Below are 21,247 nucleotides of genomic sequence, written 5' to 3' on the forward strand. Positions count from 1 at the left end.
TTCATTCAATTGAGTTGCGCTATAGATACACACGGCTGTTATTTTAGCTTTTAGCCATTCTATATAGCAGGGAAATGACAGTGAGGGATAGAAGAAACATACTGAATCAAACGCTATAAATTTCGTGTTATCTCAACAATAATTCTCTTCCTGGTTAGAATTATCTAAACTTAAATTTAGATAAGTGTATAAAGTTTGTGCCACAAATATTATTGAATTTGTGTAATTTTATTACTTTTGATAATAAAGCCTTTTTTAAGTGCAATCATCTGATTGTGTTAAAATCACATGGGATGATCAGCAAAAGGGTTATTACGTAGTTCTACAACCGATGTTATTCATAATAGCTTAATAATTGCCGGAAAAAGGCACAAAATGTTTAAAGAGTAAATAAAGAATCTATTTACGTAACCGTTATTCCTACGCCGTCTTATATCCTAGATATTAAATACCCCTTAAACAATACAAGAGAGAAGTTTCTTAGATTTATCTAAAGGCTACTATTTTTGTATCTTGTACATCTTTTATAAAGATAAATTCTCCGAAGATGTGCAATATCTATGAGGGATAGCTGTACTATCATTTTTTCCACTCACTGACCTCCAGGTTTGGAGTGAAGACTAAGATACAGGTCGGGCTATTTGGCTTTAATAGCTTTCGATATCAGGTTGGCGATCTACTGTACTATAAGTGTAAATACATATGACAACCTCAATAAAACCAACATTACAGAATTCCTATACTGTGAAGCAGCAACAACAAGATAATCCCTCACAGTACTGCACACTTCAATGGCGACGAGATCAGTTGCTGGTTATGCCTTCTGCAGTAGCGAAACAGCCGTATATGCCTCCACTGGATAAAAACGGATTGTTAGTGGAGTGTTTAAAGCGTTCTCCAGTAAATTTGGTACGCATAGATCCAAAACTCGGTGAAGCAAGGTTGAGATTTTGGGCAGATGCGTGCCTTGCAGCCGGCAAGCCTATATTCCTACGCATACCTTCTAGCGATAAACAGCCGAAACCAGTTGGCTCAGTATTATGGTGGTTAAAGCGGCTCACTGAGTGGCTCACAGCGTTGGTTTTTCTGCTTGCTGTCAGCCCAATCATGCTGGGATTAGTTTTGTTAATGCGCGTTTCCTCCCCAGAACCAGGATCACTTTTTTCTTGCCAATGGCATATTGGAGAACGGGGTAAACTGTTCAAGGTTTTTAAGTTTCGCACAACGACAGTCAGCCAGAAAGTCAGTGGGGATGCGATCGCCTACGGTGGGGCTTTGCCAATCGCGCGGAGTATAGTGCCTTCGGCGATGCTCGCAAACGGAGCCGCCCAGAGGACGATGGCGCAGAACGGGGGCTTCGCGATCGCATATCAAAGCGGTTTATGCGATGGGGAAGATGAGCAGAATCTGACAACTCTAGGACTTTGGATGCGTAAGTACGGACTGGATAATCTACCCCAATTGTTGAATGTGCTGCGTGGTGAAATGAGTTTGACAGGATCTCGTTGCTGGACTTTGGAAGATGCAGTACGGCTGAGTCCAGAAGCACAACGAAATCTCAATAGATTACCAGGAATCATGGGGTCATGGGAAGTTGAGGCAGAGTCGAACTTATTACATTTGGATAGTCCCACTTTGTGATTTGTTCGTTACCTCATGGCTTGAACGCCCGATCCTTACCATATGCTAGTGATACTTACACAGGTTCAAGCCTTGCAAAGTGACTCTCGCTCTTCTTGATTCTGACAAAATAGCAACTAGTGCTTTGTACAGTAGTGAGCTCATTTGCCGCACGTAAACGCGTTGCGGCTTTTCGTAAGACATAGCACTTGGAGCGCTCTATCTTCTCTGGAAAACTATAGTTCAATATTGACCATGCAGCTAAAAATTTCCAAACCAGTCCAAAATCTGCTTAAGAATTTAGTAAAGACTACTAAGTTCTGGCAGAACAACTACCTGATACTGCGAGAATTTAAACACTTTCCGCGAATTACCGTTATGGCATTGATGTTTTCATTGCTGGCGGCAATTTTTGAGGGCTTTAATGTTAGTCTTTTGCTTTCTCTTCTGCAAAGCTTAACTAGTGATGCCAACACCCAACCATTTCATACCGGAATTGGCTGGGTTGATACTGTGTTTTTGGGAGTGAACGCATCTCCTACCAGTCGGCTGTATCGCGTCTCGTTATTGATTTTAATTAGCACTTGGATACGTTCCGGCTTAAATTATGTAGCACAACTTTACACCGAAATCACTCAGCTTACTTTAATTGATAGGCTGCGTAAACAAATATTTGAAAAACTACAATCTGTCAAAATTAGTTATTTTAGCAATACTAAATCTGGCGAACTGATAAATACTTTAACGACGGAAATAGAAAAGCTTAAACAAGCTTTTGGCGATGCAGCTTTCTTATTTTCAAGAACAATAAACGCTGTAGTTTACCTACTATCAATGTTCTTGATATCTTGGCAGCTATCTGTCATTTCATTGATGCTTTTCACTTTGTTAGCCGTAGGGTTATCTACATTGAATGGTCGCGTGCGGGAGGCGAGCTTTGAAGTATCAAAAGCCAGCAATAGATTTACTTCAATCGCCATAGAATTCATCAATGGAATTCGTACAGTTCACGCATTTTCCACTGAAGATTTTGAACGTCAACGTTATTATAATGCCAGCTTGAATCTGGTCAGTGCTTCCAAGAAAATTGCCTTGGTATGGATGATTGTCAAGCCATTTGCCGAGGCGTTAGCGACCACAATACTCGTGGGAATGATTGTTCTGGCATATACGGGTTTGGTAACTAACGGCTCACTACAAGTAGCTTCTCTATTAACGTTTTTCTTCGTTCTCTTTCGTTTCGTGCCAATTATTCAAGATATTAATGGTGTCGCGACGCATATCAGTACAATGTACGGCTCGTCGGAAGTCGTTAAAAAACTTTTGGATATTGATGAAAAACAGTATTTCCGCAACGGACATATCGAATTTCCTGGCTTAAAACGTTCAATCGACTTCGTGTCTGTTGATTTTGGCTACGACAGCGAAAATTTAGTACTTAGTAACATCACGCTGATGATTGAACGAGGCAGAATGACAGCACTAGTGGGTGCTTCAGGGGCTGGTAAAACAACATTGGCGGATTTGATTCCGCGATTTCACGATCCAACACAAGGTCATGTTTTTATTGATGGCGTTGATTTGCGGGATATTGAAATCCACTCGCTGCGCCGGAAGATTGCCGTTGTCAGCCAAGATACCTTTATTTTCAACACTTCTGTCCGTAATAATATTGCCTATGGATCGGAAGGAGCAACAGATGAGGAAATTTACGCAGCAGCTCGACTCGCGAATGCTTTGGAATTTGTCCAAGAAATGCCCGAAGGTTTCGACACTCAACTTGGAGATAGAGGTGTAAGACTTTCTGGTGGTCAGCGTCAGCGAATTGCAATTGCTCGCGCTTTGCTGCGAGATCCGGAAATTTTGATTTTGGATGAAGCAACAAGTGCTCTTGATACTGTGTCAGAACGACTTATTCAAGAGTCTATAGAAAAGCTTTCTGTAGGACGAACGGTGGTTGTGATCGCCCACCGCCTATCGACAATAGTCCGAGCAGATAAAGTTGTCGTACTCGAACAGGGACAGATTGTAGAACAGGGCGGCTATCAAGAGTTGCTTGATCTTAAGGGCAAGCTTTGGAAATATCACCAGATGCAGCATCAACTCAATTAAAGATTGATAACGATGAGCGCACCTGCAACCGTGTAGAAAATCTGCGTCAAACCTTAAAATCTTTGGCGCTGGTGAACAGACAGCAATACTTATCTTGTAAATTGATTGTGGTGGATAACCCTTCCACTAAGCACACCAAAGAGCGATCGCAAAGGTGCCAGTGCCCGCGCATGGCAATCGCTTGCTCTAGTCTCTCAACAGCTATAAAAACCGCATCTAGAACAAAGATGCACAAGTCCAGTCTTAGCAAATTGAGAATTTGTTTTCTCAAGAAAAATCTACTCATGAACTTTGGAAAATAAGGTGGAGGAGCCATGCCAAACTTAATAACTGATGCGGAGGTAAGAGCGGAAAACTTGCAGCAGCCCCAGTTTGATCATAACTTGATGTATCACTGCTCTAGCTTTAGAGTAAATGGGAACGGAGGAGCTGAAACTTATCTCACTTCTTTGATTCAATCTCGGCAACCTGGTGTGAGTGACTTTGTTATTAAATCTCTCAAAGAACTTGACCAGAGTCAGTTCAAATTGCTCCACATTCATAGCCCAGACTTACTATTGCAAATTAAAGGAGAATGTCCCACTGTCTTTACCGTTCACAATCACTCACTTTACTGTGCTAGTGGCACAAAATATCTACCAGGACAGGGCGTCATTTGTGATCGTAATCTCTCTTATTTAGGATGTCTCTGGGGCAAACTTGTAGATGGCTGTGGTAGCCGCAAACCAGCAAGAGTGATAGAGGAATTACTAGGAACTAATCATCTCAGCAAGTTTATAAAAAATCTTAAAGCGACTTTTATTGCCAATAGTGATTACGTGAGGAGTCAGTTGATTAAAAACGGTTTACCACCTCAACAAGCTGTAACGCTACGCTGTGGTATTTCCGCACCGCAAATGGTGACTGCACCTTTGAGTTTAGAAACACACAAGAATCATCGAATTTTATTTGTTGGGCGAATCGTTCCTGATAAAGGACTGGAATGGCTGCTTAAAACCTTAGTACATACAGATCCGCAAATTCAACTTGATATTGCAGGTGAGGGTTGGGATCAACCCCGATTGGAACAGTTAGCTCATAAGCTAGGGATAAACAACCGTATCACTTGGCATGGCTGGTGTAATAGCGAGAAATTAAATCAACTTTACGAACAGTGTTTTGCTGTTATCTTCCCCAGTATCTGGCCTGAACCGGCTGGTCTTGTTACTCTGGAAGCTTATACTCACTATCGACCTGTCATTGCTGCCGCAGTCGGAGGCATCCCAGAATATTTACGAGATGGGGAAACAGGTATTCTTGCGCCAGCCAATGATATTAAGATGCTGGCTGAAGCGATTACTGATTTGTCTAGTGATTATGAAAAATGCCGACACATGGGCGAACAAGGTTATGCTTTGTTTCTGCAAGAATTCACAATGGATATCCACGTCAAACATTTACAAAAAATTTATGAAAACACAATATCTAAATTTTCCCTTTGAAAACATTTAGTTAGATAATATTATCAAGCCAATTAGGCTGTTTCTGTCTCCAACCATAGATTGGACACTATTTCTATTATAAAATTAAAGGATTTTTTAGATATGTTACACAGTAATAGCTCACAAGAGCCTTTAGTGAGCGTTATAATCCCAACTTATAACAGACCAGAGTATCTCAAGCAAGCAATTGATAGTGCTGTTAAACAAACTTATCAAAATATTGAAATTATTGTTTCAGATAATTGCAGTCCAGAAAGTTCCCAAAAGGAAGTTGAATCTTTTGGTGATTCATGCATCAGACCAAAAAGCCCCCGAGAGGTAGTTGAATCTTTTGGTGATTCACGCATCCGATTTTTCAGACATGAAGAAAATGTCGGGATGTTTGCCAATCAGATGAACGCCTTTAAGATGGCACAGGGCAAATACGTTGCCAGTCTGCATGATGATGATATATGGAACGAGGATTTTTTAGAAAAACTTGTTCCACCATTGGAAGAAAATCCAGATGTTATTTTAGCTTTTTGTGACCAATACGTTATAGATGCACAAGGTAAAATAAATTATTTATCTTCAGATGAATATACAAAGGCTTACAAACGTAACTCCCTAAACAAAGGAGTTCATCAACCTTTTTATGAAATTGCCGTAGTACATAAGTCTATACCCACCGCAGCAGCTTGTGTCATTCGCAACGAGTTTGTTGACTGGGATAGTATTCCACCAGAAGTAGGTGGTATGTGGGATTTATATTTAGCATACCTATGTTCTCGTTCCGGTCATGGAGCTTACTATCATCCAGAAAGATTGACACGGTATCGCGCCCATGAGCAAACAGATACAAATCTCAGTGGTGGTGGAGATGCTCAGGCAAAAATCCGCAAAGGGGAAGCGGAAATATTTTGCTACGAAAAGTTTATGGCAGATGAAAACCTTAAGAACTATAAGCCGTATTTCAAGCAGAAATGGTTAGAGGCTCATACAACTTTAGCTCTAGGTTACCTGCGTTCTCAAGAAACAATTCAAGCTCAAGCACGTCCTTATCTTTGGCGAGCGCTTTGGGAACAAAAGTTTAATTTAAGAACTATAGCAGCATTGACTTTGAGTTTCACCCCACGACCACTAGTCAATAAATTGCTCAAAGTATGAATGAAATAATCAAAGTAGAAAGCGCAACAAAGAACATAACATTTAAGTGCTCAATAAACTCAAAAGAAAAGGAAGGTGATGCGTGAAACTATGTATTGTTACCCATAAGGTAAAAAAGGGTGATGGACAGGGACGAGTGAATTATGAGGTTGCGAAAGAAGCAATTCGCCGAGGTCATCACCTTACCTTATTGGCAAGTGAAATAGCACCAGAATTGCAACAAAGTAGCCAAGTAGAGTGGGTTTCTATTCCAGTTAACAGTTTACCAACCGAATTTTTGCGGAATTTCATATTTTCGCAAAAAAGTGCAGATTGGTTGCGGAAAAATCGCTCCCAAGTTGATTTGGTCAAAGTTAACGGAGCAATTACAAAAGCAGCATCTGATGTGAATGCTGTACATTTTGTCCACAGTTCTTGGCTGCGATCGCCCGCCCACATTTCTCGCATCCGCCGAGATTTGTATGGTTTTTATCAGTGGCTGTATACAGGCGTGAATGCTTTTTGGGAAAAACGAGCCTTCCAAAAAGCACAAGTTATTGTCGCGGTCTCCCAGAAAGTCGCCCAAGAATTGGAAAGCATTGGCGTAGGGCGATCTCAAATTCAGGTGATTGTCAATGGAGTCGATTTAGAAGAGTTTTCTCCAGGTGTCGCTTGTCGCCAAACACTAGGTTTACCTGAAAATGTGACTTTGGCGCTGTTTGCAGGAGACATCCGCACCCCCAGAAAAAACTTAGATACCGTGCTGCGTGCCTTGGTGAAAGTGCCTGATTTACATCTAGCGGTTGTGGGAAGTACTGAAGGTAGCCCCTTCCCAGCGATGGCAGAATCCTTAGGATTGAATCAGCGAGTGCATTTTTTGGGGTATCGGCGTGATATAGCCCAGCTGATGCGGGCGGTGGATTTATTTGTGTTTCCCTCTCGTTATGAAGCTTGTACTCTGGTGCTGTTGGAAGCCCTCGCCTCTGGACTTCCCGTAATTACTGCAACAGCAACAGGAGGTGCAGAATTGGTAACACCAGAATGCGGAGTTGTTTTACCAGACTCGGACGACACCGATGCCTTGGCAGATGCACTATCATCAATGATGAGCGATCGCACCCGAATGCAGCAGATGGGAAAAGCTGCTCGTGCTGTTGCCGAGCAGCATAGCTGGAGTATCATGGCACAAACCTATATGGATTTATTTGAGGAGTTAAGCAAGAATGAGGAACACCGTTCTCATACCAACTTATCGCCGTCCTCAAGACCTATTACGCTGCCTTCTGGCGCTACAAGCGCAAACTAAACCACCATATCAGGTGATAGTGACAGTAAGGGATACGGACACCGAAACTTGGCAATTCCTCGAAGAATTCAAAGACTGTAAACTGCCACTACAGACTGTAAAAGTCACCGTTGGGGGGGTAGTTGCAGCTATGAACGCTGGATTGGAAGTGGTTGAAGGCGATACAGTTTCAATTACTGACGATGATGCCGCACCCTACCCAAATTGGTTAGAACGGATCAGTGCATATTTTCTATCAGATGACAGCATTGGCGGAGTTGGGGGACGTGATTGGGTTCACCAGGGAAACCAATTACTCGATGACTCCCGGGAGATCGTCGGTCAATTGCAGTGGTTTGGGCGAGTGATTGGCAACCATCACCTAGGAGTGGGACAACCTCGTGAGGTCGATGTTCTTAAGGGCGTAAATATGAGTTTTCGTACCAGTGCGATCGCAGGATTGCGCTTTGATGAACGGATGCAAGGCACTGGGGCGCAGGTACACTTTGAATTAGCATTCTGTCTCACCTTAAAACGGGCTGGATGGAAGCTTATTTATGACCCAGAGGTAGCAGTCAATCACTATCCAGCACAGCGTTTCGACGAAGACCAACGCCAGAAATTTAATAATATCGCGTTTACCAATGCAGTCCACAACGAAACTTTAGCTTTACTGGAACACTTCTCCTTTTTACAAAAGCTTGTGTTTGCATTCTGGGGAATATTCGTCGGCACACGAGAGGCGTTAGGTTTGCTACAGTGGTGGCGGTTGCACAAAAGTGAAGGAACTTTAGCCAGACAAAAGTGGTTGGCTTCGATGCAAGGACGTTGGCAAGGCTTCCGTACTTGGAACAAAACTCATCATCAAGCATCAAAAATGGGTAGTAGAGTGCTTTCTACACCTGACAACTGCTTCCAGATGGACAAGCCTTCATAGCATTGATAGATAATTTGAAAAAACCACGACTGTTAGACAGGGAGAGGCTGAGTGACCTACAGGCAATTTCATCAAGTTCCGACGCCAGAATTATCAGAAAAAGAACAACCAACAACTCTAGCTTGGCTAGCGATCGGTGCGCTCATACTGTTTACTCTCGCCTGCTATGTGGCAGGTGCTGGAGGTATACTGCGTCTAGCATTTCCAGCAGGGTCTTTTTTGGTAGGGGTGTTCCTCTATGTGCGATATCCGGTGCTTTACATTGGTTACACCTGGTGGATATGGTTTCTGATTGCGCTGATCCGCCGTCTTATAGATTTTAGGAGCGGTTGGGTAGAGCCAAGTCCAATCTTACTCGCGCCGTTCTTAGTAACACTGATTACTGCTGCTACATTCTTCCGCTACCTACCCAAAGCATCGCGCATGGGCGGCTTACCGTTTGTCATGGCGATTTTTGCTGTATTGTACGGCTTTTTGATAGGGAGCGTTAACTACCAACCACTTGTCGTCTTCCGTACAATGCTGGACTGGATTTCTCCCCTATTTTTTGGGTTCCACATACTTGTTAACTGGCGATACTATCCACAATATCGCAAAAACATGGAGACTGTATTTGTTTGGTCTGTACTCTTAACAGGTCTTTATGGGGTAGTGCAATACCTCATAGCACCGGAGTGGGATAGGTATTGGTTAACCCAAACAAAATTGACAAGCTTTGGACAACCTGCACCAATGCAGATGCGGGTGTGGAGTACGATGCACTCGCCCGGACCATTTGCAGTGAGTATGATGGCGGGGCTATTGTTGTTATTTAGTAGCAAAAATCCATTGCGTATCCCTGCTTCTGTAGCGGGCTACTTAGCATTCTTACTAAGTATGGCACGCGGAGCTTGGGGAGGCTGGGTGGTGGGATTGCTCAGCTTGCTCACTAATCTCAAACCAAAGCTACAGATGCGCTTAATATTGACCATCCTGATCATGGCAACATGTGTTGTGCCACTCGTGACAATTGAGCCATTCGGCAGTATGGTCAGCGAGCGGTTTGGAACTATTTCAAATCTAGAGAATGACCAAAGCTATCAAGACCGTACAGCAAATTACGATAGAAACATTGGTATAGCACTTTCTAATGTTTTAGGCAACGGGATCGGCGGTACGTGGGTTGTTGATAAAGACGGCAAACTCATACAAATTGTTCTTGACAGCGGCATCCTAGATACGTTTTTCGCTCTCGGTTGGTTTGGAGGTCTCCCTTATTTGGGAGGATTATTGCTGCTGTTGTATGACGTATACCAAACTTCTGAAGCTCGCAGCGATCCGTTTGCCAATGCTGCCCGTTCGATTAGTCTTGCGATCGTCTTCCAGTTAGTTTTTAGTAGCTTGATGATTTCGCTTGGTGGTGTCGTTATGTGGGGCTTCCTTGGTGTGGCTATGGCAGCTAAAAGGTATTATCAACATCAACGTCTTTCTGCTGGAATCATCAACGGCTACCCGCTTCCCACCCAAAAACTACCTCTCACTTGACGAATCAGTTATCAGTTATCAGTTATCAGTTAACAGTTATCAGTTAAGAATAAGCTGTTATTTCATCTAAAAAGTTATATGAGCGAAGAACACAACACCAGGCGAAATTTTGCCAACTTGAACACTGCTAATTTGCTTTGCTGTGCGCTGCTAACTGTTTTGTAGGTTCAACCAAGTTGGTAGTTAACTCTCCATACACCAACAGGGTTTGCTCATGGACACGCATAACACTCAATCGGTCTAAGTTTTGTTGTGCTAAGTACTGCCACTGGTGCATCAGCTTGCGGCTACTTAGCAATTGCCTGAGAGCGTCTGCTAAGGCTTGGCTATTTGCCGGGGGTACCAGGATACCCGCCTGTCCACCATCTAAAGCTTCTGGTATGCCATCGACATTGCTAGCTATGATCGCGCAGCCAGCTTCACGGGCTTCTGGAATCACAAGCGGAGAAGGGTCACGGTGCGAAGCCAGCACAAATATGTCACACCCCAGCATATAAGATTGTGGCTCTTTTTGAAAGCCCAGAAAATGAATCCTGTCAGCAAAGAGTGTAGTTTGCGCCTGCTGTTCAAACAAAGTTCGGTCAGGACCGTCTCCCACTAAGTAGAGATGCGCGTTTGGAAAATCAGCAGCAATTTGTGCGAAAGCATCGATTAACTCCCCAATACCCTTGCGCTTGTACATTCCGGCTACAGTAGCAATTGCCGGTCTTTGCAGTTCCATCGCTACGTACTCTTGAAGTTTTCGCATACGAAGGCTCCCCAGAGTCCCGTTAGATACCACCCTTAACTTGTTTTGTGCAATACCACGCCGTGCCATAGACTCAGCAACCGCATGGCTGACTGCTATAACGCGATCGCCTAAACCCATCAGCACTGCACTGCGCTGAAATTCGTTGTGTACTGTGGAAACGAGACCATATGTAGAGAAAGCCTTCCAAATCTTTGCCAGCACAATCCCAGTCATCATATGGGCATGGACGATGTCTGGTTGAAACTCTTCGATGATTTTCCAATAACGCCAAGCGGCTTTCATGATATTAATTGGTGTTCTTGTTTGATCCAAATTGAAGTGCTTTACATTGTATGTGGTAAGTAATGCCTCATATTGTCCACCAGCGGATGCTACGCTCACATTATGACCATTTTGAGCTTGCAGACAAGCTAAATCCACGGCTACATTGACAATACCATTACCAACTTCTTGGACGTGGTTCAAAATATGTAGAATTCGCATCTAGCTTTAATTTTCTACTAATTTATTTTTATAGATAATAAATCAAACAACAGTTCCAACAATCCGGATAGTTTTTGCCAATTTGGCAAAGGTATTTGCAAGAGATAATAGAATTAATTTTTACGAATTTATGTAAATTTTAAGAATTGAATCTGGTCTAGGCAAATACAGACAACCATTGATTTTTTGGTTGAGCATATATGCTGCTGATAAAAAAAAGCCTGTACAATCAGGCTTTTTTTGTCCTCCAAGAATCGCTACCTGTAGGCGATAAGGTGCAGGTCTTTAAATTTTAATTAAATATTAAAATTTACCCCCTTCCATCAACACAAGCAATCCATCGCTCTTCATAGATAAAGTGAGGATCGATATGGTGCATACCAGCACCGTTCCAACCAACACCAGTGGGTTTAAGCACTAAGTTTTGGTCAATTTCTCGTTCTTGATAACTTGTCGTTGTCAACTCAGTAATTTCAAATGCTCTTAACTGTGTGCCGTAGTCTGGCTGACAGTCTTGAGTGTAGCGAATAATCTTATCATTCATCACTACAACTCTACCGCCTGGTCTGGCAATGTGTGCATTACCACTAATAATTGGACTTTTTGGGTGTTCTATCCAAGAACCAAGCAACTCATCAGCATAATAGAGACGGAGAGTGTCAAAATGATGCTGAGGATTTGTTTCCGTAAATAACCACCATTTATCAGCGTGACGGAAGATAGAAGCGTCTAAAAATGACGCACCGCTTTTGATATTTCCAACAAAACTCCATTCTGTAGGAAACTTGGATGCTTTGTACAATCGAATCGAGTTTGCCTGATGGCTCTCCGGAATCATGTAATATTCATTCATCCACTCGAAAACGTAGGGATAAGATAAGTGAAATGGTTCAGCAAGTACAATTTGTTCATACTTCCAATTCACTGTATCCTCACTCGTTGCTAGCCCAATTTCTCCTCTACGTGTCTGTTGGTTCAACACTTCAAAGAACATGAACCAGGTGCTATCAGCTTTAATCATAAAAGGGTCTGCAACAAACCCAGCCCTGACATCTGATACGTTCCGGCGTGTCAAGACAGGATTTTTTATCCCTTTAGGAGCATCGAAATCAACAGGGGATTTGCCAGTATAGATTCCAATAGACCATCTTTCCTTTTTTGTCAGCGCACCTAATGGCAGCTTATTAGCTATAGGAACTGGGAAACTATTCACTACAGAAAAATGTAGTTCTTTTACAATCTTTTTGAGGTAATTCATCAGAATTAATTGTGAAAATTATAGAAATAATCCTATGATTTATGTTCTTGACAATATTCTACTAAAACTTTTAAACCAGATTCTACAGACCACTGAGGTACAAAATTTAAAACTGATGACGCTTTGGATATATCCGCTTGGGAGTCTTGAATATCTCCAGGACGAGAAGGTGCAAAGCCAGGTTCTAATTCCCATTTGGGGAAATAAGTTCTCATAATATTTACAAGCTGAAGAATTGAAGTTGATTTACTTGTGCCAATGTTACAACTCAATGCTGAACCAGGAGGTAGTGGAGTCGTTAAGGCTTTAGCAAAGGCAGTCGCTACGTCTTTCACAAACACAAAATCTCTTGTCTGACTACCATCGCCATAAATTTTGATAGGTAAACCTTTGAGCATTGCATCAACAAATATGGAAATCACTCCAGAGTATTGAGAACCAGGTACTTGTCGAGGTCCAAATACATTAAATAAGCGTAACCCAATAAATGAAAAGTTAAATTGTTTGGTAAAAAGGGCAGCGTATTGCTCGCTTACCAATTTTTGCAAACCATAAGGAGAAATGGGATCGGGAGGCTGTTGTTCTGAAATTGATAGAGGTGTTTTATTACCATATACAGCAGCAGAGCTAGCAAAGACTAGCTTGGAAATCTTTAAAGCCTGACACAGTTCAATTACAGCTAGAGTTGCAGACAGATTATTATCGTGCGCTTCCAGTGGCTTGATCCATGATTCAGTAACGGATGGGGTAGCTGCTAAATGAGCAATGCCATCAATCTGTGTGGAAAAATCTTCTGGGTGACAGTCTAATATGTTTTTGTGCAGAAATTTTAACCCAGAATGTTCAGGCAAGTTTTGTAAGTTACCTGTCGTCAAATTGTCAATTACAGTCACAGAGTGACCTTCTGATAACAACTGCTCAGTCAGATGAGAACCAATAAAGCCTGCTCCGCCAGTGACAATAAAATGCATAAATTTAATTTAGGAAAAATAGTGTGATTTTCATTCATAATTCGTAATTTAAATCATAATTGTAAATTACGAATTACGAGTCATCAACAATAAATTAATCTCTAGCTCAATTTGTTAATTATGAATTAGCTTGGCTTTAGCATATTCATAATTATTGGGCGTATTATCTGGAATTAACTCTTTATAGACAGCTAGTGTTTCTTTATGAACGCGACTAGCACTGAGCCTTTCTAGGTTCTGAGATGCTTGAGTCCTCCACCATTGCAGGCGATCGCGATCGCTCAACAACTGCCTTAAATTTACGGCTAACGTATGGCTGTCTTTTGCTGGTACGAGAATGCCTGCTTTCCCAGCGTCCAAGGCTTCAGGTATACCATCTACGTTTGAGCCAATGATCGCGCAACCAGCTTCTCGTGCTTCTGGAATCACAAGGGGTGAGGAATCTTTGTGAGAAACAAGTACGAAGATATCAGTAGCTAGTAGATATCTCTTTGGTTCTGGTTGGAAACCCTCAAAATGAATGCGCGAAGCTGCTTGAGTGTTCCGCGCTTGTTCTTCCAATGACTCGCGATCAGGTCCGTTACCTACCAAGTACAAATGGGCATCAGGAAAATCGCCGGCAATTTCAACAAAAGCATCTATTAATTCCCCGATTCCCTTACGCCGATACATCCCCGATACTGTTGCAATCGCAGGGTGGTGTAGGGGGAGCGGTTGGTATTCTTTAATGCTGCGCTGACGGGGACTCCCTAATGTGCCGTTAGATACAACCCGCATTTTTTGTTTTGGGATACCACGCCGTGCCATAGATTCTCCCACCGCTTGACTGACGACAATCACTCGCTCACCCAAGCCCATCAGTACCGCACTAGGTTGGAATTCGTTGTGCACTGTCGCAATTAAACTATATTTATAGCCGAACCTGAGAGTCCCTGCCAGCACTGCTCCCGTCATCATATGCACGTGGACGATATCCGGTTTAAACTCATCCACGATTTTCCGATATCGCCATACCGCTTTGATAATATTTAGCGGTGTTCTTGACTGGTCTAGATCAAAGTGCCTGATTCCATAAGATTCTAGTAATGCCTCATATTCTCCTCCAGACGATGCTATAGCAACATCGTGACCATCTTTTGCTTGCATACAGGTGAGGTCTATCGCCACATTAACGATACCGTTACCAATCTCTTGTACGTGGTTTGTCAGATGTAGTATACGCATTTATATGATCTCCACAGTGGTCGCTTATTGCAAATGGTTGATCTTGATTCAGTACCGATAGAAGCAACCTCTGATAAATGCAGGATCTTAAACTAGAGGTAGTTATTAGGATTCTGCTTTAAAAAGGATTTCATCAGACCGCAAAAATCGCTTGACAAAGCCACGGCTCAGGCTTTCAAGTTGAGAATAGTAGGAGGCGATATCGCTCTGTTTTTTTGTCTTAAACCGATTGAATTAAGACTCGGTAAGCAGCCACAAAATTCTGTATCTTGAGCAGAATACACAGCGGTTTTCATTTTTGGAAAAATTTGAGGGGTTATTTTGTATTCATATTTTTTTCATTGACTCATAAAAATATAAAAAAACATTTTATAATCTCGATTCAGTCATTGCAGTCGTAACGATAAAATGAGGTTTGTAGGCTCCATTCTCAACCATTTGCTGGTTGAACACGACCGATTTTGTATTTCTTAATTAGTGTTCTAGTGTCATTATCTCTTATGTTTACCAGCTTCTTATTTAAGACATATTCATGTTTAGTTTAAGAAATATAAAATTATCGCTAATTTTGTTATAAATATTACAATTTTCTATATTTTTTCCTCCATCAGATAAGAAATTAAAGCCAGACAAACTTTGCAATCCAACTATTGTGTCATGACACAAAATCATGACCTAACTGAAAAGTGAGATTAATTTTTCAAATCACCGGAATGCAGCCGCTACATTTTTCCTAGACAAAACCGGACAACCTTGGCAAAAAAGGCGGGTTGATTTGTCAACAAGTACGAGTAATTGAGAATTACCGCCTATGCATGCCCCCACCACAGATATCTGAGGAACCATTAGGAGTACTCGTGGGGGAAGGTTGTCCGGTTTTGTCATGGTTTCACCCAACCCTCCCCTCCCTCTGCCGAAGTTTGGAGCCTCGCTCCGCTCTTGAGCTTGCGCTAACGGCGGAAGCCCCTGCGAAGAGCGGGCAGAAAATAAGGGTTTTAAAGCGGGCGTGCATTCCGGTGAATAAACCAACTTGAGGCTGCTTAGACACACAAAATTGCTCCACTCAGCACTTGACGTACTCTATAAGAACGCTCCTGAGTTCTGAATGGATCTCCTGGTATTTCTTTATTTCACTGTCAAATGATTTCGGTTCATTTCAACGCAATGATTTGGCTGCTACTTAACGAAATTTAGTTTAATAAGAAGTATAAGATGTGAACCAAATCATTCTTGAAATTTTGTTGCTATACAGAATTTACAATATCATTAATTGAAAAAGGTCTTTTCAACTAATATCGTTTCTTTAAACTCTGTTTACCTCCCTTTCTCATAATTTTCTAAATTGTAAAAAAATATTGCAAAATGATACTACACTGCCTATAAGTTGATAACAACTATCAATATATAATTTTTACAATAACTTTAAAAATTCCAGATTTTTGGTGTGAAAACTGAAAATTTAGGTTTAAGCCTTTGACTGTTGGAGCGGTTTTATCTGGGTAGCTGATACACAATCACCTTTCCTTTCCAATCTTCCTCAACAAATACCAGGTACTCTCCATTTGAGCGGCGAAAAGCACGAATACCGTAGGGTATATCAATCCACCCACTTTCACCAGCCACTTCTGGACCAGGTTTTAACTTTTGTACTAGCTTTCCTGTTGCGGCGTTATAAACAGAGACCTCTGGCTTTTTCACTGTTACAGAGAATACATAATCTCCCGCCACACTCATCGCTATTGTAACCACTTCACGCTTTCCAGTAGTGTCATGAGGAATGACAGTGCGCCAACGGGGAGTGCGATTTCCTTGACTCCAGTTGTCAAAACGTACAATTTCAGACCCCGCTGCCCCAGCATCATCGTCAGGCGCAGGATGGTCTTTGGTAAAGCCTGATAAATACATGGTGTCTGTTTTGGGGAAATACTCAATCCGTCGCACATCCGTGAAAAGGCTAGGAGTTTTATCCTTTTTCATCGAACTGTACGAGTAAATGGGGTTGCCCTTGGCATCTAGTCCCTGTAAAGGATAATGGCGAATACCCTCTTGAGTTCGCAAAGATTTCCATAAATCGCCTTTGCTATCTACCCACCATCCCCCAAGGTAGGGATAATCTCTATTACTGGCATCATACTCACCTTTATCAAAGGCACCGTTACCGTTATTATCTCGCCAGATCCACTCCTTATCTTCCTGCGGTTGATTTGGCGGCCAACTTTCAACTGGCTTACCATCCTTTATAGATGTGCCAGAAAACATTGCAGAGGGTATGGCAAGTTTACCGTCCGTGGTTGGATTGAAACGATAAATTTGCATAAAGCTTTGATACATATCTGTGAGAAACATGAAGGGTTTCCCCTGGATGCGCCGGAAGAACACTGAAGTCGGCGCTGTATGCAGGCGTGGATCTTGAGGGTATTTAAAAGGATTTACAGTGTAAGATTTGTAAGTCCATTGCTTACCAGCTGGTTTTTTGTAATCCATGTGGAAGTATTCGTGCTTAGTGTATACGTCCACTCCATCACTTTGAGGATCTGTATCAGCGTTATCCACAAAATGCAAACCCAGTAAGCGCCACTGCAGCTTTCCTGATGGCGAAAACTTTCTTAAGTCGGTTCCAGCATTATGAAAACCATTACTATTCACATAGATATTACCTGCTGCATCTGTACCCACGCCGCTTATGCCGTAAAATTTCAAATCTCCAACTTCACCAGGAACACCCGCAAAAATGCCACGCTCAATACCGAATGTTCCCACCTGTTTCGGTTTGCCTGCAATGTTGTAAATTAAGACTTGCTGACGAGGTCCATTTTCTGCTACCAGAAGTCTGCCTTGATTATCGATCGCGATCGCACTCGGGTCAACAACATCTGCAATTACCTTAGGCAGGCGCTTACCTTCTGCTGAATAATGCAAAATTTGAGGAGGAGTACTGCCATCTTTGGCTTGTATTATCCATAGATTTCCCTGTTTATCAATTGTTATCTGCCCTGGGTTGGAAACAGAAAAATTGCGTACTTCCGTCATTGTGTCAGTGTTGTAGACACTAACGCGGTTTGCCTTAGCAATACTCACATACAACTGATTTCCTACAGTAGCTAATCCCGTAACTGGGTTTTTCGTGCTGACAATCAACATACTTTGGTCATAGCCACGCCCTCCAGCAAAACCCGCAGCCTTTCCAGACAAAGTATAGCGTCTTACACAGTACCAAGATGTTCCTTCTGGCGGGTAATCCTCTTTTATCTTGCCCATTGATCCCTGGAACATAGCCAGGTAAATGTACTTGCTATTTGCTGTTATGGCTTTGCCACCCACACGACTCCAACCATGAAGCTGAAAGTCAGGACCAACAACATCACCGTTTTTATATATTCCTGCTTCTCTTCCTGCTTCATCCCAAGTGCTGTTGGTGTAGACCGTACCATCAGGACCAACATACATTGCCTCTACATAATTCTGCACCCATTTGCTACCGCCACCATAAGTATTACCTATCCAAGATGTTGTGTAGGCGTTTGTGGCAGGTGCAGATCTCATAGCAAAGTACAATGCAAGAGTTATTACAGCAATCATAACGAGGAAAAATTTTGCAGTTTTTCCTCGTAGTAAATGACCACTATTTCGTTGCTTATGGTAGAACTTACCCAACTTTGAAATTAATCTATTTTTCATAAACTGACAAAATTTTTGATTGCTTCTCCAACCTCATTTTTCATGAAAAAACTATTTCATTAAATTTTCTTATCTTTGATATAATAAACCAGACTATAGCTCTCTTAATTGAACTCCTAAAATTATGGGTTTTCGGTGGTAGAGTTTAGATATAAACAATTCAAAGTCCCACTTATACTGGAATGGCAAATTCTTTAAAGGTTTGAGAGTCAAACAAAAAATCTAAATTAGATATTATTTCTAGCTTTGAGCATTTTAAAATATATTTTAACATTTTGTAAACTAATTATGATTATGACTTGTTGTACTAGACTAACTTGTTTGACTTCAAGCTATGTCAAAATATTTTTCATATCTTTATTTCTCCTACCTTATCTACAATTAAGGAATTTCATAGAGATGTTTACCAAAACTTTATCATAACTACACTAACTTTTTAATTTCATACAGTTACTTTTGGTAATACATATTCTAGATTATATTTGCAACCTCTATTTTCAATAAAAAGTAAAAATTAATACGCAATAACCTTTGTCCAACTATTTTTTTATCTCATCTGCATTCCTAAACTATCGAAGATTGATCGTTGATAGTTAAAGGAAGTTATAGCCAATAGTCACATTTAAGAGTCAGCGGTGTCGAGGAGTCTTTCATTCCAACCTAAATAGCAGGGTTTTCCCGACGCCATTTAAAAAAATCTTTAGCCTTAACCCTAGAGGTCGTTACTTCTTGTTGAAAGATGGATACTTGGCAATGGAAATGTGGAAGATTAGACGTAGAAGTCTTCTTTGCAAAGGGGGTGTAATTCATTCAAAATTCAGCTTAAAATAAAACTTAGTGTTGGCAAACAGCTTACTTACTAGTACACTGGGCGCGGAAATAAAGCTACCATACCCGAAGGGAAGCCCTTCTGTGCAGGAGATACGTGTTGGCGCAGCCTGTCCTTTTGGACTTACAAAGCAGCGTGTCCCCTTGGGACGAGAGCGGTACTAGCTGTATGCACCCTTAAAAGTTTAAGAAGAACACAGAACGCACCAACGCAGAACATCTCCACAGATAAATCCCCTGGATTTAACTCGCTAAAGAATTCTTTTTTTCGACTTAATCAAATTTAGGGGCTAACGCCAAAGCACTCAAGGAACAGAACCACGCAGCTAGGAAAGCGAACTCCTAGAGTTTAACTTTCATTGCCCATATCTATCTGTACAAGAGCGTTCCTAGCAACGGAGTACTTACACGTTTATACTGACCTTACAAATTGCCCTTCAAATATTTTGTTTTAATAAATGTATAATTAAGTATTTTATAAAAATACGAGAATTCTATCTTTATATCATAATTTATTTACGTTGAGATAGAAGATGATAACAAACATCTATCTAGAGTTATAGTAAAAAGTTCTGATTATATATTCATTAACAGAATATATCTATTGTGGGCATCAATAAATAATCGTGCTGAAATCAAAAAAAGGCGTTAAAAAGTAAATTACAACGAGACAGACAGACAAGCATTACTTGGAGAAACATAAGTGGAAGGGAACACAAAAAATGCTGCTTCAAAATCTGCGTCTATTCTCTGTTTGGGACTAGGCTGGTTTCCTAAAACCCCTGGAGGATTGGAACGGTATATTTATGAATTGACCCAGAAATTGGCAGCAAATCAAGACCAAGTTGAATTATGTGGAGTTGGTTTACCAGAAGCTGAACCAAATTTGCCGATAAAACTAACTAACTTGGCATCGCCAGATAGTGCTATTTGGAAACGGTTGTGGGACATCCGCACTAACTTTCAGAAAACAAGAGGTGCCAAACCTGATGCCATTAATTTACATTTTGCATTATACAGCTTTCCAATTTTGGATCTTTTGCCAAAAGGAGTGCCTATTACCTTTAACTTTCATGGTCCTTGGGCATATGAAAGTCAAGAGGAAGCCGTTGAGAGGAAACTAAGTCTTTGGCTCAAAGCTAAGCTGATAGAACAAAGAACATATAACCGCTGCGATCGCTTGATTGTTCTAAGCAAAGCATTTGGTAATGTATTGCATGAACAATATCAGATTCCTTGGAACAAAATTCACATAATTCCAGGTGGAGTTGATATTACTCAGTTTCAACCTAATTTATCACTTCACGAGGCTCGCGCAAAACTAAATTGGCCCCAAGACCGCCCAATTTTATTCACAGCCCGCCGCTTGGTCAATCGAGTGGGACTTGACCAATTGTTGTCAGCCTTAGCTATGATTAAACCAAGAATTCCGGATGTTTTGCTTATGATTGCAGGACGCGGACGACTACAAGCTACACTACAACAGCAGGCAACTGAATTAGGACTGAGCAATCATGTTAAATTTTTAGGGTTCCTACCAGACGATTTGTTACCTGTTGCTTACCAAGCGGCTGACTTGAGTGTTATGCCCAGTCAGTCTTTTGAAGGATTTGGATTGGCAATAGTAGAATCTTTAGCTTGCGGTACTCCTGTTGTGTGTACTCCCGTTGGAGGAATGCCAGAAATTTTAGAACCATTCTCACCGGGTTTAATTACGTCCTCAATAGAAGTCCCAGCCATTGCAGAAAGATTAGAACAGGTGCTCCTGGGAAAAATTCCAGCACCTACACAACAAGCCTGTCGTCAGTATGCTGTCGCCAACTTCGACTGGAACAAAATAGCGCAGGATGTACGGAGTGTTTTATTTGCCTAAGATAATATTTTTGTAATGCTAGTTTAGCAGCCGTAAGCAACCCCCGAATTGAATTCGGGGGCTTCTCCTAACGGAGACGCTGCGCGAACAGCAAACG

14 protein-coding genes are annotated in these 21,247 nt (G+C 41.6%); 8 read left to right on the forward strand and 6 right to left on the reverse strand.

The features are described from left to right. The first annotated feature begins 702 nt into the window (after positions 1 to 702). Positions 703 to 1,641, forward strand: coding sequence for a heterocyst development glycosyltransferase HepC (gene hepC, locus AACT52_RS11885; RefSeq protein WP_073631097.1), 939 nt, complete (start codon positions 703 to 705; stop codon positions 1,639 to 1,641). A 234-nt stretch (positions 1,642 to 1,875) separates the two neighbouring features. Then, the gene (gene hepA, locus AACT52_RS11890; protein ID WP_073631099.1) at positions 1,876 to 3,732 is read left to right on the forward strand and encodes a heterocyst formation ABC transporter subunit HepA; all 1,857 of its coding nucleotides are present in this window, start codon (positions 1,876 to 1,878) and stop codon (positions 3,730 to 3,732) included. A 46-nt stretch (positions 3,733 to 3,778) separates the two neighbouring features. On the opposite strand, the gene AACT52_RS11895 is transcribed toward hepA, so the two are convergent. Further along, the gene (locus AACT52_RS11895; RefSeq protein ID WP_143172776.1) at positions 3,779 to 4,018 is read right to left on the reverse strand and encodes a hypothetical protein; all 240 of its coding nucleotides are present in this window, start codon (positions 4,016 to 4,018) and stop codon (positions 3,779 to 3,781) included. 28 nt (positions 4,019 to 4,046) lie between these two features. Between AACT52_RS11895 and AACT52_RS11900 the strand changes: the two genes are divergently transcribed. From AACT52_RS11900 to AACT52_RS11920, 5 genes are all read left to right on the forward strand, one after another. Further along, positions 4,047 to 5,213, forward strand: coding sequence for a glycosyltransferase family 4 protein (locus AACT52_RS11900; protein ID WP_083630263.1), 1,167 nt, complete (start codon positions 4,047 to 4,049; stop codon positions 5,211 to 5,213). 102 nt (positions 5,214 to 5,315) lie between these two features. Then, a complete protein-coding gene (locus AACT52_RS11905; protein ID WP_073631103.1) occupies positions 5,316 to 6,359 on the forward strand; it encodes a glycosyltransferase family 2 protein in 1,044 nt (347 codons plus the stop codon). Positions 6,360 to 6,441: 82 nt separating this feature from the next. Continuing rightward, positions 6,442 to 7,644, forward strand: coding sequence for a glycosyltransferase family 4 protein (locus tag AACT52_RS11910; protein WP_073631105.1), 1,203 nt, complete (start codon positions 6,442 to 6,444; stop codon positions 7,642 to 7,644). Further along, positions 7,562 to 8,560, forward strand: coding sequence for a glycosyltransferase family 2 protein (locus AACT52_RS11915; RefSeq protein ID WP_073631106.1), 999 nt, complete (start codon positions 7,562 to 7,564; stop codon positions 8,558 to 8,560). Before AACT52_RS11910 ends, AACT52_RS11915 begins: the two co-directional genes overlap by 83 nt. A 51-nt stretch (positions 8,561 to 8,611) precedes the next feature. Beyond that, positions 8,612 to 10,084 carry a glucose-6-phosphate isomerase gene (locus AACT52_RS11920; RefSeq protein ID WP_073631108.1) on the forward strand — a complete coding sequence of 491 codons (1,473 nt, stop codon included), beginning with the start codon at positions 8,612 to 8,614 and terminating at the stop codon, positions 10,082 to 10,084. Between the two features lie 127 nt (positions 10,085 to 10,211). Here AACT52_RS11920 and AACT52_RS11925 read toward each other — a convergent pair whose 3' ends face one another. The 5 genes from AACT52_RS11925 to AACT52_RS11945 form a co-directional block, all read right to left on the reverse strand. Further along, positions 10,212 to 11,318 carry a glycosyltransferase family 4 protein gene (locus tag AACT52_RS11925; RefSeq protein WP_073631109.1) on the reverse strand — a complete coding sequence of 369 codons (1,107 nt, stop codon included), beginning with the start codon at positions 11,316 to 11,318 and terminating at the stop codon, positions 10,212 to 10,214. A gap of 310 nt (positions 11,319 to 11,628) precedes the next feature. After that, a complete protein-coding gene (locus AACT52_RS11930) occupies positions 11,629 to 12,576 on the reverse strand; it encodes a glucosamine inositolphosphorylceramide transferase family protein (RefSeq protein ID WP_073631111.1) in 948 nt (315 codons plus the stop codon). A gap of 32 nt (positions 12,577 to 12,608) precedes the next feature. After that, a complete protein-coding gene (locus AACT52_RS11935; protein WP_073631113.1) occupies positions 12,609 to 13,547 on the reverse strand; it encodes an NAD-dependent epimerase/dehydratase family protein in 939 nt (312 codons plus the stop codon). A 114-nt stretch (positions 13,548 to 13,661) separates the two neighbouring features. Next, complete coding sequence (locus tag AACT52_RS11940) at positions 13,662 to 14,771, reverse strand: glycosyltransferase family 4 protein (protein ID WP_073631114.1); 1,110 nt, start codon at positions 14,769 to 14,771, stop codon at positions 13,662 to 13,664. A 1,491-nt stretch (positions 14,772 to 16,262) separates the two neighbouring features. After that, positions 16,263 to 18,314: a hypothetical protein gene (locus AACT52_RS11945; protein WP_233153922.1), complete on the reverse strand. Its 2,052-nt coding sequence runs from the start codon at positions 18,312 to 18,314 to the stop codon at positions 16,263 to 16,265. A gap of 1,666 nt (positions 18,315 to 19,980) precedes the next feature. Between AACT52_RS11945 and AACT52_RS11950 the strand changes: the two genes are divergently transcribed. Further along, positions 19,981 to 21,150: a glycosyltransferase family 4 protein gene (locus AACT52_RS11950; RefSeq protein ID WP_073631118.1), complete on the forward strand. Its 1,170-nt coding sequence runs from the start codon at positions 19,981 to 19,983 to the stop codon at positions 21,148 to 21,150. Positions 21,151 to 21,247 lie beyond the last annotated feature (97 nt).

The organism is Scytonema sp. HK-05 (assembly GCF_963872035.1).
Taxonomy (GTDB): domain Bacteria; phylum Cyanobacteriota; class Cyanobacteriia; order Cyanobacteriales; family Nostocaceae; genus Kalymmatonema.

What these genes read in the sequence shown, in the direction of transcription:
- AACT52_RS11895 (WP_143172776.1), bottom strand. Translation starts at nt 4,018, where the DNA reads ATGAGTAGATTTTTCTTGAGAAAACAAATTCTCAATTTGCTAAGACTG.
- AACT52_RS11935 (WP_073631113.1), bottom strand. Translation starts at nt 13,547, where the DNA reads ATGCATTTTATTGTCACTGGCGGAGCAGGCTTTATTGGTTCTCATCTG.
- AACT52_RS11915 (WP_073631106.1), top strand. Translation starts at nt 7,562, where the DNA reads ATGAGGAACACCGTTCTCATACCAACTTATCGCCGTCCTCAAGACCTA.
- AACT52_RS11940 (WP_073631114.1), bottom strand. Translation starts at nt 14,771, where the DNA reads ATGCGTATACTACATCTGACAAACCACGTACAAGAGATTGGTAACGGT.
- AACT52_RS11925 (WP_073631109.1), bottom strand. Translation starts at nt 11,318, where the DNA reads ATGCGAATTCTACATATTTTGAACCACGTCCAAGAAGTTGGTAATGGT.
- hepA (WP_073631099.1), top strand. Translation starts at nt 1,876, where the DNA reads ATGCAGCTAAAAATTTCCAAACCAGTCCAAAATCTGCTTAAGAATTTA.
- hepC (WP_073631097.1), top strand. Translation starts at nt 703, where the DNA reads ATGACAACCTCAATAAAACCAACATTACAGAATTCCTATACTGTGAAG.
- AACT52_RS11930 (WP_073631111.1), bottom strand. Translation starts at nt 12,576, where the DNA reads ATGAATTACCTCAAAAAGATTGTAAAAGAACTACATTTTTCTGTAGTG.
- AACT52_RS11900 (WP_083630263.1), top strand. Translation starts at nt 4,047, where the DNA reads ATGCCAAACTTAATAACTGATGCGGAGGTAAGAGCGGAAAACTTGCAG.
- AACT52_RS11945 (WP_233153922.1), bottom strand. Translation starts at nt 18,314, where the DNA reads ATGAGATCTGCACCTGCCACAAACGCCTACACAACATCTTGGATAGGT.
- AACT52_RS11905 (WP_073631103.1), top strand. Translation starts at nt 5,316, where the DNA reads ATGTTACACAGTAATAGCTCACAAGAGCCTTTAGTGAGCGTTATAATC.